Raw genomic sequence first — 14,548 nt, forward strand, 5'->3', positions numbered from 1 at the left:
GCGTCAGGCGGTCATCCGGTCATCCGGTCGTCGAACATCCCGTAGAACAGCGTCGACGCGTACATCGCGGTCGCGCGTTCGCGCGGCATCGTCCCGGCCCATTTGCGCATGTCGAACGCGGCATTCTGCAGCGCCATCAGCATCTGCGCCGCGATCAGCGCATCGACCGGCCGGATCGACCCTTCAGCCGTGCCGTCCATGATCGTGCCGGCATAGCGACGCGCGATCCGGTTCGAGCGTTCGACCATCGCGTTGCGCTCGCCGACTGGCAGCCCACTCAGAGCGGTCGTGCGCAGCAATGGGCTGCGCTCCGCGAACTGGACGTCGAGCAGCGTCGCGACCGCGCTCGACAGCCGGTGCCAGTGCGTGCCGCCCTCGGTGTCGCCCAGCGCCTGCGACTGCGCGATGGTGTCGAAGCTGCGACGATAACAGGCGACCACCAGGTCGTCCTTGGCATCGAGATGATGGTAGAAGCTGCCCTTGGTCACGTTCAGCTCGGACGCGATCTTCTGCACGCTGGCGCCGCGATAGCCGAGCTCGTTGATCAGCCGGGTTGCCGCCAGCAGGAACGCCGCGCGACCGGGCTCGGCATCGGCATGATCCAGGTCGAGCAGCGTCGGGGTCCAGTCGACCTCGGCGCCGGCGAGGCCATGCGCGAGGACGTCCATCAGCCGCGCCTCGACCCGGTCATATTGATCGGGCTCGTACCGCGTTAGCCAGATCGGCAGCCAGAACGTGTTCTCGAGCAGCACGTGTGCGCGTGCGCTGTTGAGGTCGGTCTGCGCGCGCGTCCCGGCGGGGCCCCATAGCAGCCGTGTCCGGCGGAACACCTCGCGCCAGCCCGCCATCAGCCGCCCGCGCAGCGGCTCCTCGGTCGCGCGAAGGTCCGACAGGACCGCGAACGCCTTTTCCTCGCCGCGCTCGATCCGCGCCAGCCGCGCCATGTTGAGCGCGACATAGCGGCGCACCCGCGCCTCCGGCGTCGCTTCCTCCGCCGCCGCGTCGAGCATCACCAGCAGATAGTCGAGCGTGTGCTCGAACGCCGCCGCGGCAAGGTCTTCCTTGCGCTTGAAATAATAGGTGACGCTGGTGGTGTTCAGTCCTACCCGCCGGGCGACGTCCGCGAACGTCATGCCCTTGGCACTCTGTTCGTTGATCGCCTCGGCCGCCGCAGCCAGGATCGCGTCGCGCTTCGCCCGGAACCGCTTCGTACCCTGCTCGCCGTCGTCTTTTTCCGTGCCCGCACCCTGCATCGGCGCACAGTACCAGCTTGGTTTTGAAGATACAGTGTTTTTCGGCAGGGTGTTACGTATGCGATGAAATCAACGGTTCATTCGACCGCGCCACGCTTTACCGAAAACGCGGTATGGTCTACCCCGATGGTCAAGAGACGACCGGACGGAGGAACGGATGGACTTTACGCTGAGCGAACGCGAGACCTATTTCCGGGATCGCGTAAAGGCGTTCATCGACGCCGAAATCCGTCCGCGCCAGGCCGACTATGACGAGCAGGCCCACCACGGCGAGCGCTGGAAGGTGCTGCCGGTCATCGAGCAGGTGAAGGAAAAGGCCAAGGCGGCCGGGCTCTGGAATTTCTTCATGCCGCCGCATTCGGGCCAGCGGCATGTCGACGACAGCTTCGAGTTCGAAGGCACGCAGCTGACCAATCTCGAATATGCGTTATGCGCCGAGGAGATGGGCAAGATCGGCTGGACCAGCGAATGCTTCAACTGCTCGGCGCCCGACACCGGCAACATGGAGGTGTTCCACCGCTACGGCACCGCGGCGCAGAAGGAGGAATGGCTCGGCCCGCTGATGCGCGGCGAGATCCGTTCGGCGTTCCTGATGACCGAACCCGCGGTGGCGTCGTCGGATGCGACCAACATCGAGACGTCGATGGTCCGGGACGGCGACGACTATGTCATCAACGGCACCAAATGGTGGTCGAGCGGGGTCGGCGATCCGCGCTGCAAGGTCGCGATCGTGATGGGCAAGACCAGCTTCGAGGGGGCGCGCCACCAGCAGCAGAGCATGATCCTGGTGCCGATGGATGCGCCGGGCGTCACCATCAAGCGGATGCTGTCGGTCTATGGCTATGACCATGCGCCGCACGGCCACGGCGAAGTCGTGCTCGAGAATGTCCGCGTGCCGGTCGAGAACGTGCTGCTCGGCGAGGGCAGGGGGTTCGAGATCGCACAGGGGCGGCTCGGGCCGGGCCGTATCCATCACTGCATGCGCACGATCGGCGTCGCGGAAACCGGGATCGAGGCGATGGCGAAGCGGCTGCTGACCCGCGTCGCGTTCGGCAAGCGGATCGCCGACTTCTCGGTCTGGGAGGAACGCATCGCCACCGCGCGGATCGATATCGAGATGACGCGGCTGCTGTGCCTCAAGGCTGCCGACATGATGGACCGCGCCGGCAACAAGGCCGCGCAGCTCGAGATATCGATGGTCAAGGTCGCTGCACCCAACATGGCGCTGCGCATCCTCGACGACGCGATCCAGGCGCATGGCGGCGGCGGCGTATCGGCGGACTTCACGCTCGCGCACGACTGGGCGGCACTGCGCACGCTCCGCTTCGCGGATGGGCCGGACGAAGTCCACAACCGCGCAATCGCACGGGCGGAGTTCGGGAAGTACGGCGACCTGGCGGCTGGTGCCACCCGGTAGCCCCACCGTCACCCCAGCGAAGGCTGGGGTCTTTCCGGGGCGGGCGCCGCGGCCCGAACGGGGAGATCCCAGCCTTCGCTGGGATGACGGCCTTAGGCGCACCTTTCTCCCGCCTCCCGTCATCCTGACGAATTCGAGAGTGGTTCGATGACCGAAAGCCAATCCAGCACCATCCCAGCCGAAGGCCGCGACCAACTCGACGTCGTCAACCTGACCGCGTGGATGTCGGAGAACGTCCCCGGCTTCACCGGCCCGCTGACCTACGCCAAGTTCGCCGGCGGCCAGTCCAACCCGACCTATCGGATCGACAGCCCGTCCGGCACCTACGTCCTGCGGCGCAAACCGTTCGGCCCGTTGCTCCCTTCCGCGCATGCAGTCGACCGCGAATATCGCCTGATCGCGGGGCTGTATCCGATCGGCTTCCCGGTCGCGAAACCCTACGGGCTGTGCACCGACGACAGCGTGATCGGGTCGATGTTCTACGTCATGGGGTTCGCCGATGGTCGCAACCTGTGGAACGGCACGCTCCCCGATTATGCGCCGGCCGAGCGCACCGCGCTGTACGATGCGATGTGCGACACGCTCGCCGCGCTCCACAATGCCGATTACCAAGCGGCGGGGCTCGGTGATTACGGCAAGCCCGGCAATTATTTCGAACGCCAGGTCGCGCGCTGGACCAAGCAGTACCGCGCCAGCGAGACCGAGACGATGCCCGCGGTCGAGCGCCTGATTGAATGGCTGCCGCGCACCATTCCGCCGCAGACCCGGACCTCGATCGTCCACGGCGACTACCGCATCGACAACATGATCTTCGCACCCGCCGAGCCACGCGTGATCGCGGTGCTCGACTGGGAATTGTCGACGCTGGGCGATCCGCTCGCGGACTTCTCGTATTTCCTGATGAGCTGGGTGACGCCGCCCGAGGGCCGGTCGGGCCTGCTCGGCGTCGCTGGCGGCGACAGCGGCATCCCGACGATCGAGGCGATGACCGCGCGCTACTGCGCCGCCACCGGCCGCGACGGCGTGCCCGACCTCAACTGGTATTTCAGCTACAATTTGTTCCGCCTCACCGGCATCGTCCAGGGCATCAAGAAGCGCATCGTCGAGGGCACCGCCTCCAGCGCGCAGGCCGAAGCCTCCGCGGCGGGGGTGTACCGCCTGGCCGAGGCGAGCTGGCATTTCGCCGAAAAGGCGGGGGCGTGATGTCGCGCCCTCCCGTCACACGGCACCCAGTCCCCTTCCGTCGTCCAGCCCCCCTCCGTCATCCCAGCGAAGGCTGGGATCTCCCGGTTCGGGCCACGGCGTCCGCCCCAAGGAGACCCCAGCCTCCGCTGGGGTGACGAATAGAAAAGGCACCCGAATGCGCTTCGCCGACCAGTCGATCATCGTCACCGGCGCCGGATCGGGCATCGGTCGCGCCGCCGCCGTCCTCTTCGCGGCCGAAGGGGGCAGGGTCGTCGTCGCCGACTTGACCGAAGGCGCCGACGAGACCGCACGGATCATCACCGAGGCCGGCGGCACCGCAGTCGCGATCCGGATGGACGCTGGATCCGAGGACGACGTGGTCCTCACCGTCGCGCTCGCCTGCGACCAGTTCGGCGGGCTCGACATCCTGTTCGCCAATGCCGGCATTTCGGGCGGCATGGCCAACATCTTCGACACCGACGTCGCGCTGATCACCGAGGTGCTGCGCGTCAACCTGATCGGGCCATACCTCGCGATCAAGCACGGCGCGCCGGAGATCGCCAAGCGTGGAAAAGGCGCGATCGTCCTGACCGCCAGCGTCGCCGGACTCCGCTCCGGTGCGGGCAGCCCGGCCTATTCCGCGTCGAAGGCCGGTGTCATCAACCTCGCCGCGGTCGCCGCGCAGCAGCTGTCGGGATCGAACGTCCGCGTCAACGCGATCTGCCCCGGCCTGACCGAGACCGGGATGACCAAGCCGACCTTCGATTATGCCCGCAGTGCCGACAAGATGGACCGCCTCGGCCGGCTCAATCCGCTCCACCGCGGTGCGCAGCCCGACGAACTCGCCAAGGCCGCGCTGTTTCTTGCCTCCGACGACGCCAGCTACGTCAACGGCCAGGCGCTGGTAGTCGATGGCGGTTTGTCGTCGAGCCACCCGGTCACGCGACAGGACTACGGCAAGACCGCGGTTTAACTCGCCGCGTGCAGGTCGGCGAAGCTGGTGAAATAGGCGCGCAACGTCGGGTCGTCGATCGTTGCGGTCAGCGACCGGACGACGTCGGGCAACGCCGTGCCGCTGGGGTCGGCGCCCGCGCGATACCCCATCGCCCAGTCGTCGAAGCGCCGCCGCTCGATCGGCTCGCGCGCCAGCATCACCACCGCAAAGTGCCGGGGATCGGCGCAGATCCGCTGATAGACGCGCTCGACCGCCTCGGTCGGTCCCTCCAGCGCCTGCATAAAGCGCCGGCCACCGACCACCAGCAGCCCGGTCACCGCGACCGCAGCGTTGTTGCGCCGCGAGGTGCGCAGGATCTCGTCGATCTCGTCCTGCGTCAGCGGTTTGCGCGCGGTGCTGATATAGAGAAGTCGCTGCACGTATGGCTCCGGGTGATCGAGCGCACGCTAGCCGTCCGCGATATGCGCCCAAAGTTAGGTAACGCGCTGATATTAATCAATCGCGCAGCCGGATCAGCCCCTCTTGGGCGACACTGGCGACGAGCCGACCATCGCGCGCGAAAATCTTGCCGCGATTGAAGCCGCGCGCATGGCCCGCCCATGGGCTGTCGCACGCATAGAGCAGCCAGTCGTCGGCGCGGAAATCCTCGTGCAGCCACAGCGCATGATCGAGGCTCGCGGTCTGGAACCCCGGCGTGATCCAGTTGACGCCGTGCGGCAGCGTCGCGGTGCCTAGCAGCGACATGTCCGACGCATAGGCCAGGATCGCGCGGTGCATCGCCGGGTCGTTGCCGATCGGCGCGACGATCCGGAACCAGCTGTGCTGGCACGGCGGGCCGACCGTCGGGTTGACCCAGTTGCGCGGCTCGACCGGGCGGATCTCGATCGGCCGCTGGCGTGCGAAAATCGCCCGGAACGGCTCTGGAATCTGCTCGGCAGACTCGGCGCGCAGGTCGTGGTCGGACCGCAGATCCTCGGGCGGCGGCACGTCGGGCATCGCGTCCTGGTGCGTGAACCCCTGTTCGGGCGCCTGCAGCGAGCACGCCATGTTTAGGATCGGCTTGCCCTTCTGCATCGCGATCACGCGCCGCGTGGCAAAGCTGCGGCCGTCGAAATCGCGCACTACGCGGTACAGGATCGGGTGCTGCTCGTCGCCCGGCCGCATGAAATAGGCGTGGAGCGAGTGCGCGGTCTTGGGCGCATCGGTGGAGCGCTGCGCCGCCTGCAACGCCTGCGCGATCACCTGCCCCCCGAACACCCGGCCCGATCCGCCCGGCTGACGCTTGCCGCGATAGAGGTCGGTGTCGATCTCCTCGATCTCGAGCAGGTCGACGAGGCGCTGGGCGAGCGCTTCGGGCGAGATATCGGCGGTGTCCAAGGTCATCTGAGCTCCGTGTTCACCCGCGAAGGCGGGTGCCCAGTCTGGGCCCCCGCCTTCGCGGGGGGACAGGTCCTGGTCAATACCCGGCGGCTATCGCCAACCGGTTAGCATGGAAGTTCGCATCGCCGAACATCTCCGCCAGCACCCGCGCGCGCTTCATGTAGAAGCCGATGTCATAGGCGTCGGTCATGCCGATGCCGCCGTGCATCTGCACCCCCTCCTGGACGCCGAGCGTGGTCGCGAGCGACGTCATCGCCTTCGCCACCGACACCGCATCGTCGGCGAGCGGGCTGTTCGCATCGAGCAGCTGCTGTGCCTTCAGCGTCGCCGCGCGCGCGACTTCCATCTCGGCATAGAGGTGCGCGGCGCGGTGCTGCAGCGCCTGGAAGCTGCCGATGATCGCACCGAACTGCTTGCGCTGCTTGAGGTAGTCGATCGTCATGTCCATCGCCCCGCCGCCGACGCCGAGCAGCTCCGCCGACGCCCCCGCGCGACCGGCGCGCAACAGGCCGTCCAGCCGCGCCCGCCCGCCATCGACCTCGCCGATCACCGCGTCGGCATCGAGCTCTACACCGTCGAACTCGAGGCGGGAGGCCAGGCTGGAGTCCGCCAGTCGCTCGGCGTCCGCGGTAAGCCCGGCGGCGTCCGTCGGTACGGCAAACAGCGTCACGCCATTGGCATCGTCTTCCGCCCCCGCGGTCCGGGCGGCGACGATGATCAGATCGGCGACATGGCCGTGGCCGACGAACCGCTTCTGCCCGGTCAGCTTGAACCCATTGCCCGAGCGTTCCGCGGTCATGCCGATCGCGCCGCCGTGCTTGGCTCGCTCGTCGATCGCGAGCGCCGCGACGGTCTCGCCGGCGACGATCCCGGGGAACCAGCGGGCGGCGTGCGGCGTCCCGGTGAGCGCCTCGACCGCTGCGACCGCGGTGGTCAGGAACGGCGACGGCGACAGGTTGCGGCCGATCTCCTCCAGCACGATCCCCGCCTCGACATGGCCCATCCCGAGCCCGCCCTGATCCTCGCCGATCAGGATGCCGGTAAAGCCCATCTCCGCGAACGATTTCCACAGGTCGCGCGAGAAGCCGGTGGCGTCCTCGGAATCGCGCAGCGCGCGCATGTGTGCAACCGGCGCCGCTTCGCCGATGAAGTCGCGGATGGTGTCCTGCAGGGCGGTCTGGTCGTCGTCGAGGAAGAGGGGCATCTGCTTTTCTTTCGTCACCCCGGGCTTGTTCCGGGGTCCACCGTGCCTCGGGAGCGAGCGCCGGTGAATGAGTGGACCCCGGACCAAGTCCGGGGTGACGGCGTGTGGGCGTTAGGCCGGCAGATCGAGGATCCGCTTGGCGACGATGTTGAGCTGGATCTCGCTCGTCCCGCCTTCGATCGAATTCGCCTTGGTCCGCAGCCACGACCGCGCCGCCGCGCCGCCGCGCGAGCGGTCGCTGTCCCATTCGAGTGCGTCCGACCCGCCCGCACTCATCATCAGTTCGTGCCGCGTCTTGTTCAGCTCGGTCCCGTAATATTTCATCATGCTCGGCTGCGCGGGATGCGCTCGGCCCGCCTTGAGCTCGTCGATGAATCGTTCCGACATCGCCCCGAATGCACGCGCACGCACCTCGAACACCGCGATGCTCGCGCGAAGCAACGGGTCGGCGAGGCGGCCGTCATGATCGAGCCCGACGGTTGCGATCGCCCCGTCGATCAGCGGATTGCCGCCACTATGGCCGAGACCCATGCCCGAGATCATCTCGCGCTCGTGCCCGAGCAGGTACTTCGCGACGTCCCAGCCCTTGTTCTCCTCGTGCACCAGATTGGCCTTGGGCACCTTCACGTCGTCGAAGAAGGTCTCGCAGAACGGCGAATTGCCGCTGATCAGCAGGATCGGGCGGGTCGAGACGCCGGGGCTCGCCATGTCGAACAGCACGAAGCTGATCCCGCCCTGCTTGCTGGTCTTGTCGGTGCGCACCAGGCAGAAGATCCAGTCGGCCTGGTCGGCGTAGGACGTCCACACTTTCTGGCCGTTGACGAGATAATGGTCGCCCTTGTCGTCGGCCGAGGTCGCGAGGCTGGCGAGGTCGGACCCGGCATTGGGTTCGCTATACCCCTGGCACCAGCGGATTTCCCCGCGCGCGATCTTGGTGAGGTGATCGACCTTCTGCTCCTCGGTGCCGTATTTCAGCAGCGCCGGTCCAAGCATCGATATGCCGAACGAATTGAGCGGGTTGCGCGCGTTTATCGCCGCCATTTCCTCGCGCAGGACCTTGGTCTCCGCCGCGCTCAGGCCACCGCCGCCATACGCCTTGGGCCAGTCGGGCACGGTCCAGCCGCGCGCCGCCATGCGGTCCAGCCACTCCTTCTGCGCGGGGCTGGAAGGCACGTAGTTTCGCCCGCCCCAGCAGACGTCCTTTTCGGAACGCAACGGCTCGCGCATCTCGGGCGGGCAGTTCTCGGCGAGCCAGGCGCGGGTTTCCGAGCGGAATTGGTCGAGGTCGGTCATGGTGTCTCTTTCGTCGGAGTCCGTTTTTGGCCGCCACCCGCCACCAGATCCGTCACCCCAGCGTAGGCTGGGGTCTCCCGGTTCGGATCGCGGCATCTGCCCCACAGAGACCCCAGCCTTCGCTGGGGTGACGATAACGGTGGTGGGGAGGTTGGCGCGTCTGCCGCGCTACCTGTTGAATCGCCCGCCGTTCGCCGCCTTCTCCGCCAGCGACTTCGCCACCGCGAAGCCGTGGCGCTCCAGCCCCGCGACCACCTTCGCCAGCCCTTCGGTATCCGCCCAGAACATCGGTCCGCCGCGATAGACCGGCCAGCCATAGCCATAGATCCAGACCACATCGATGTCGGACGCGCGCTGCGCCATGCCCTCTTCGAGGATTAGCGCGCCTTCGTTGACCATCGTGTAGAGCGTCTTCTCGACGATCTCCTGGTCGCTGATCTCGCGCACCGCGGTGCCCGATTTCGCGCGGAATTCCTCGATGATCTCGGCGACCCGCGGCGACGGGGTCGGGGTCCGCTTCTCGTCGTAGTCGTAAAAGCCCTTCTGCGTCTTCTGACCCCATCGACCCTCGGCGGCGAGCGCGTCGCGGATGCTCTCGATGCGGGTCGGGTCGCGGTGCCAGCCGATGTCGACGCCGGCGAGGTCGCTCATCTGGAACGGCCCCATCGGCATGCCGAACTCGACATGGACGCGGTCGATCTGCTCGGGCGTCGCGCCCTCCATCAGCAGCTTCATCGCCTCGACCTGCCGAGGCATCAGCATGCGGTTACCGATGAAGCCGTCGCAGACCCCGGCGACGACCGCGACCTTCTTGATCTTTTTCGCGAGCGCCATGACCGTCGCCAGCACGTCGTCCGCCGTCTTCGCGCCACGCACGACTTCGAGCAGCTTCATCACGTTGGCGGGCGAGAAGAAGTGCATGCCCACCACGTCCTGCGGGCGGCCGGTCGCGGCGGCGATCTCGTCGACGTTCAGATAGGAGGTGTTCGACGCGAGGATCGCACCGGGCTTGCAGATCGCGTCGAGCCTGGCGAAGATCTCCGTCTTCACGCTCATCTGTTCGTACACCGCCTCGATCACCAGGTCGCAGTCGGCCAGCGCGGCGAAGTCGAGTGTTGGGGTTAGCGCGCCCATCGCCGCTTCGACCTGCTCCGGCTTCAGGCGCCCCTTGGCGGCGGACGCCTCGTAATTCTTGCGGATCACGCTGGCGCCGCGATCGAGCGCGTCCTGCGCCATCTCGACGATCGTCACCGGGACGCCCGCCGACAGGAAGTTCATCGCGATCCCGCCGCCCATCGTGCCGGCACCGATCACGCCGACGCGCTTGATCGGCCGCAACGCGATGTCGGCGGCGATCCCGTCGATCTTCGATGCCTGGCGTTCGGCGAAGAAGATGTGGCGCTGCGCCGCGGACTGTACGCCCATCATCAGCCGCATGAATTCCTGCCGCTCGAACGCGACGCCGTCCGCGAAGCTCGATCCGTCGGCAGCCTTCTCGACGCAGGCGATGTTGGCGTTGGGCGCCTCGAACCCGCGGAAGCGGCGGCCATTCTCCTTTTTGAACGCGGCGACGGCGTCCGGATCGGCGGTCGCGGTCTTCTCGGATGCGCGTGGCAGGGGGCGCTGGGCGGCGATCTCCCGTGCGAAGGCGACCGCATCCGCTTCCAGGCTATCCTCGCCGACGATCCGGTCGATCAGTCCAGCCTCCAGCGCACGCTTCGCGGAGATCGGATCGCCCTTCGCGGTCATTTCCAGCGCCAGCTTCACGCCGGCGATCCGCGGGATCCGCTGCGTGCCGCCGGCACCCGGCAACAGGCCCAGCTTGACCTCGGGCGTGCCGATCTTGGCCGAGGGCACTGCGACCCGGTAATGGCAGCCGAGCGTAACCTCGCACCCGCCGCCCAGCGCGGTACCGTGGATCGCGGCGACGATCGGCTTGGGCGACGCCTCAATCATGTCGACCAGCGTCGGCAGCCCCGGTTCCTGCATCGGCTTGCCGAACTCGGTGATGTCGGCACCGGCGAAAAAGGTGCGGCCGTCGCAGCGGATCACCATCGCCGTGACGCCGCTGTCGGCGATGCCGTCCTTCACCGCCGCCTCCAGCCCCTGGCGGACTGCGGCACCCAGCGCGTTGACCGGGGGATTATCGGAGATGATCACGAGAATGTCGTCGTGGCGCTCGGTGCGGATCGGGGCGGTCATGGAAACTCCTGCTGTCTGCGCATTCTGGCGACGCTATTGCCATACCTTCGCTTCGAATCGCCAGGCTTCTATCGCGATGATCGTAACGCTAGGCAAGAGTGTCCTCGATCCGAGGCCTCTGAGAATACAAACCCGATGTTCAATGCGCTGTCGGAGTTTTCGCCCACATCCGCCCCCCAGTAGGGTGCTGGAAGCTTGCGACCGTACAATTTTGGAACAAAACGCACTGCGCCGTACGGAATCACGGTTGACCGTTGCCTAAACTAGATTAGCTCAATTTCGTGCGATGCCGGTGAGTTAGACGCCGGGGGGCCGGGTGGCGTCGCGCCAGGGTGGGGTAGCGTAACAAATGAGCGACGAGATCGATCGGCACACGCTTCCAGTGGCCGCGCCGGTCGTCATGCCCAAAGGGATGGCGATCCGGTACGATATGCCCGATCCGCGGCTGGCTGCCTTGATTACCGGCTATACCGCGTACAGCGTGGAAAGTCGCGAACCGCAGGTCGACTGGTTTCTGCCCGCGCCGGTGATGCTGGGTGTTGCGCTGGATGCCGGCCCGATCTTCCCGCGGATCGGCAGCCGCCCGTTCCCGCCGATGGTGCAGGCGAGCCTGATCGGCCCGACCAGCCGCGCGCTGAGCGTCACGACGCACGGCGGCACGATGGTCGGCATCGGCATCAGCGCGGCAGGCTGGGCGGCGCTCACCGGGCGTAGCGCGGTCGACTTCCACAACCGTATCGTGCCGGCGGATACCGTTCTGGATCCCGCAGTGGTAGGTCGGCTGATCACGGTGCTGACCGGCGCCCCCGACCGGGCGGCGCTAAAGCCCTTGCTGGACGAAGTTTTCCTGCCGTTGTTCACTCGCGAAGACCCGCACGAAGCCCATATCCGGACCCTCATGCGGCTAGTCGTCCGCCCCGGCTTGAGCGAGGTCGGCGAACTGGCGGAGGAAATGGGAATCACCGCGTCGACGCTGCGGCGGTTGTCGCAGCGCTATTTCGGGATGCCGTCGAAGCTGTTGATGCGGCGGGCGCGCTTCCTGCGGTCGTTCCTGCAGCTGTTCATCTCGGGCAATCCGACCGACCCGAGTGCGATCGACCCGAGCTATCACGACATGCCGCACTTCCTGCGCGACGCGAACACCTTCCTCGGCACCACCCCGCGGCGGTTCATGCAGCTCGCGAATCCCTTTCTAGAGGCCAGCGTCCGCGCCCGTGCCGCAGTGCTGGGCGCGCCGACCCAGGCGCTCCATGTCGCACCGACAGATATCGATATCGATCAACATCGCTGACGCTTGAACGCGGCCGACCTTTGCGGGAAGGATGTGGCTGAAGGATCAGCGACATGGCGGACGACGACGGCAAGGTTCGAATCGAGGAAGCGCCGGATCCGGCCGCGCAGGGCGCGTTCGGGTTACCGATCGGGGTCGGTGCCGACGAAGCGCTGCGGATCGCGCAGCGCCGCGACCGCCTACTAGCCGCGCTGACACTGACCGCAGGGATCGGGCTGGTCATCGCGCTGCCGTTCGCGCTGAAGTCGGGTGCGGAGTTCTTCCTGCCGCTGACCACGGCGCTGGTCATCGCAGTCGCGCTGGTGCCGGTGCTCGAGTGGCTGGAACGGCGCGGGTTGCCGTCGCCGGTCGCAGCGTTGCTGTGCATCCTGGTCTTCCTGATCGCCGCCAACATCGCGATCGCGGCGATCGTGGTGCCGGCAACCGACTTCTTCCGCCTGCTGCCGACGCGGCTCGATCGCATCCAGCACAACCTCGCGCCGCTGCTCGATCTGTATTCGAGCCTCGAAAAATACGTGAACCGCACGCTGCGGCAGGTCGCATCGACGCCGATCCGCCAGCCAGCGACCGCCGGCGTCGCCGCGCCGGGGTCGATCCTTGAAGTGGCGGCCACCTCGGCGCCAGCTGTGATCGTGCAGTTCCTGTTCGGGACGCTGATCGTATTCTTCTTCCTGTCCGGCTGGACCCGGATGCGCCGGCGGACGATCACCGGGCGCACCAGCTTCGACGGCGCAATGGCGACCGCACGGGTGATCCAGGACGTCGTCGACGACGTCTCGGCCTATCTGGGCACCATCACGGTCATCAACATCATCCTGGGCGTCATCACCGGCACCGCGCTGTGGGCGATCGGCATGCCCTATCCGGCGATGTGGGGCGGGATCGTCGCGCTGCTCAACTACATTCCGTATTTCGGGCCGGTGATCGGCGCCTTCCTGCTGGCGCTGGGCGGGCTGATGACGTTTTCGGATATCTGGATGGCCTTGTTGCCGCCGGCGCTGATGTACGGGCTGCACCTGGTCGAGGCGAATGCTATCACGCCCTTCGTGGTCGGGCACCGCTTGACGATAAGCCCGTTGCTCATCCTGATCTCCCTGAGCTTCTGGGGATGGGTGTGGGGCACGCTGGGCGCGTTGCTGGCGGTTCCGCTGCTGATCATCCTGCAGACCGTGCTGGGCGCGGCCGGCAAGCCCGACATCGCCGGATTCCTGTTCGAGCATGGTACGCTGGTCCAGCAGCGCGGAAGAAATCGCGAGAAAAACGAACAACGCGAAACGGGGGGTTGACGGTTCGGGGCTCCCGACGTAGTTGCCCGCCACCACGCTTCATAAGCGGGTGTAGCTCAGTTGGTTAGAGCGCCGGCCTGTCACGCCGGAGGTCGCGGGTTCGAGTCCCGTCACTCGCGCCACCCTTCACAAGGGTTGGCGGTTGTGGTCTCCAGATCGTTGAATGTACGGGTTTATTTACCTACTCCGTCATCCTGACGAAAGTCAGGACCCAGGGTAACCGGGCACGACGCGCCTTGGCTCTGGGTCCTGACTTTCGTCAGGATGACGGAGCAGGCGCGGTCAGCGCCAGTGCCCGACTTCCATCCAGCGCAGCACGGGCTTCAGCGGCGTGATCCAGATCAGACCGGTGAACAGGTAGAAGACCAGCTGCGCGGTCCAGTGCCAGCCGCCGACGACGCCCGACAGGCTGGTGATGGCGACGCACCACAGCAGGATCAGCAGCAGGATGCCGAGCATCCCGACGGGTTTGCGCCAACTCGGCGTCATGGCACGATCCAGTCTTGTTCGGTGGCGATGGCGTGGAGCGGAACGTCCCACGGATCGGGGGCAAGTGTCGCGACCTCCTGCACCGACACCGCGATGCCGACGCGCCAGGCGTTGGGGTGCGCGACGAATGCACGGTCGTAATGGCCGGCACCCTGGCCGATGCGGTTGCCCGCGCGATCGAATCCGACCAGCGGGGTGAGGATGATGTCGGGTTCCAGCTCGGCGGCGTCGTGAGCGGGTTGGCTGAGCCCGTAGGGCCCCGATGCCAGCGCCGCCTCGGTATCCCAGCTCAGGAAGCGGATCGGCTGCGTCCGGTCGACGACATGCGGCAATGCGATGACGCAGCCGGCCTCGACCGCGGCACGCGCGAGCGGGGAGGGGTCGGCTTCGCTGCCGATGGGGACATAGGAGGCGACCGTCAGCCCGGCGGAGAGCCGCGCGAGGAACGCCGGGGGCACCAGCACCGACTGCACGCCGAAACCGTCGCGCGCGGTGCGCAGCGAGGTTCGAAGGGCACGCTTGTCGGTCATGCGCGCTTTCGCTGGGTGGGTGTGGCGGGCCCACCATGGCCGTGTGCCGGGTTATCCACTGAC

13 protein-coding genes and 1 tRNA gene are annotated in these 14,548 nt (G+C 66.9%); 6 read left to right on the top strand and 8 right to left on the bottom strand.

Annotated features, from left to right (window positions below; translation table 11 throughout):
- Positions 1 to 11: 11 nt before the first annotated feature.
- Positions 12 to 1,253, bottom strand: coding sequence for a TetR family transcriptional regulator (locus SJY20_RS06265; protein WP_380785744.1), 1,242 nt, complete (start codon positions 1,251 to 1,253; stop codon positions 12 to 14).
- Between the two features lie 157 nt (positions 1,254 to 1,410).
- On the opposite strand from SJY20_RS06265, the gene SJY20_RS06270 reads away from it, so the two are divergent.
- From SJY20_RS06270 to SJY20_RS06280, 3 genes are all read left to right on the top strand, one after another.
- A complete protein-coding gene (locus SJY20_RS06270) occupies positions 1,411 to 2,670 on the top strand; it encodes an acyl-CoA dehydrogenase family protein (RefSeq protein WP_380785745.1) in 1,260 nt (419 codons plus the stop codon).
- Positions 2,671 to 2,817: 147 nt separating this feature from the next.
- On the top strand, positions 2,818 to 3,873 hold the full coding sequence (locus SJY20_RS06275) for a phosphotransferase family protein (protein WP_380785747.1): 1,056 nt from the start codon (positions 2,818 to 2,820) through the stop codon (positions 3,871 to 3,873).
- 157 nt (positions 3,874 to 4,030) lie between these two features.
- Positions 4,031 to 4,828 (top strand): SDR family NAD(P)-dependent oxidoreductase, encoded by a 798-nt coding sequence (locus SJY20_RS06280; RefSeq protein WP_380785748.1) that lies wholly within the window; start codon positions 4,031 to 4,033, stop codon positions 4,826 to 4,828.
- Here SJY20_RS06280 and SJY20_RS06285 read toward each other — a convergent pair.
- The 5 genes from SJY20_RS06285 to SJY20_RS06305 all read right to left on the bottom strand — a co-directional run bounded on the left by SJY20_RS06285 (position 4,825) and on the right by SJY20_RS06305 (position 10,889).
- Entirely contained in the window at positions 4,825 to 5,229 is a 405-nt protein-coding gene (locus SJY20_RS06285) for a BLUF domain-containing protein (protein WP_380785749.1), read from the bottom strand. The two genes, SJY20_RS06280 and SJY20_RS06285, sit on opposite strands and share 4 nt — an antisense overlap.
- Before the next feature lie 76 nt (positions 5,230 to 5,305).
- Positions 5,306 to 6,193, bottom strand: coding sequence for an acyl-CoA thioesterase (locus SJY20_RS06290; protein WP_380785750.1), 888 nt, complete (start codon positions 6,191 to 6,193; stop codon positions 5,306 to 5,308).
- Positions 6,194 to 6,266: 73 nt separating this feature from the next.
- Complete coding sequence (locus SJY20_RS06295; RefSeq protein ID WP_380785751.1) at positions 6,267 to 7,394, bottom strand: acyl-CoA dehydrogenase family protein; 1,128 nt, start codon at positions 7,392 to 7,394, stop codon at positions 6,267 to 6,269.
- A gap of 111 nt (positions 7,395 to 7,505) precedes the next feature.
- Positions 7,506 to 8,687 carry an acyl-CoA dehydrogenase family protein gene (locus SJY20_RS06300; RefSeq protein WP_380785752.1) on the bottom strand — a complete coding sequence of 394 codons (1,182 nt, stop codon included), beginning with the start codon at positions 8,685 to 8,687 and terminating at the stop codon, positions 7,506 to 7,508.
- 168 nt (positions 8,688 to 8,855) lie between these two features.
- Positions 8,856 to 10,889, bottom strand: a complete 2,034-nt coding sequence (locus tag SJY20_RS06305) for a 3-hydroxyacyl-CoA dehydrogenase NAD-binding domain-containing protein (protein ID WP_380785753.1) — start codon at positions 10,887 to 10,889, stop codon at positions 8,856 to 8,858.
- Between the two features lie 349 nt (positions 10,890 to 11,238).
- Here SJY20_RS06305 and SJY20_RS06310 point away from each other — a divergent pair, with 349 nt between their 5' ends.
- The 3 genes from SJY20_RS06310 to SJY20_RS06320 all read left to right on the top strand — a co-directional run bounded on the left by SJY20_RS06310 (position 11,239) and on the right by SJY20_RS06320 (position 13,588).
- On the top strand, positions 11,239 to 12,180 hold the full coding sequence (locus SJY20_RS06310; RefSeq protein ID WP_380785754.1) for a hypothetical protein: 942 nt from the start codon (positions 11,239 to 11,241) through the stop codon (positions 12,178 to 12,180).
- Positions 12,181 to 12,233: 53 nt separating this feature from the next.
- Positions 12,234 to 13,466 carry an AI-2E family transporter gene (locus tag SJY20_RS06315; protein ID WP_380785756.1) on the top strand — a complete coding sequence of 411 codons (1,233 nt, stop codon included), beginning with the start codon at positions 12,234 to 12,236 and terminating at the stop codon, positions 13,464 to 13,466.
- 45 nt (positions 13,467 to 13,511) lie between these two features.
- Positions 13,512 to 13,588: transfer RNA gene (locus tag SJY20_RS06320), tRNA-Asp, on the top strand.
- A gap of 160 nt (positions 13,589 to 13,748) precedes the next feature.
- Here the strand turns inward: SJY20_RS06320 and SJY20_RS06325 are convergent.
- Positions 13,749 to 13,955, bottom strand: coding sequence for a DUF2842 domain-containing protein (locus SJY20_RS06325; RefSeq protein WP_380785757.1), 207 nt, complete (start codon positions 13,953 to 13,955; stop codon positions 13,749 to 13,751).
- Positions 13,952 to 14,485, bottom strand: a complete 534-nt coding sequence (locus tag SJY20_RS06330) for a 5-formyltetrahydrofolate cyclo-ligase (RefSeq protein WP_380785758.1) — start codon at positions 14,483 to 14,485, stop codon at positions 13,952 to 13,954. The genes SJY20_RS06325 and SJY20_RS06330 overlap by 4 nt, the downstream gene beginning before the upstream one ends.
- Between the last annotated feature and the right edge of the window lie 63 nt (positions 14,486 to 14,548).

It is taken from the genome of Sphingomonas sp. R86521, from assembly GCF_042466235.1.
Lineage (GTDB): Bacteria > Pseudomonadota > Alphaproteobacteria > Sphingomonadales > Sphingomonadaceae > Sphingomonas.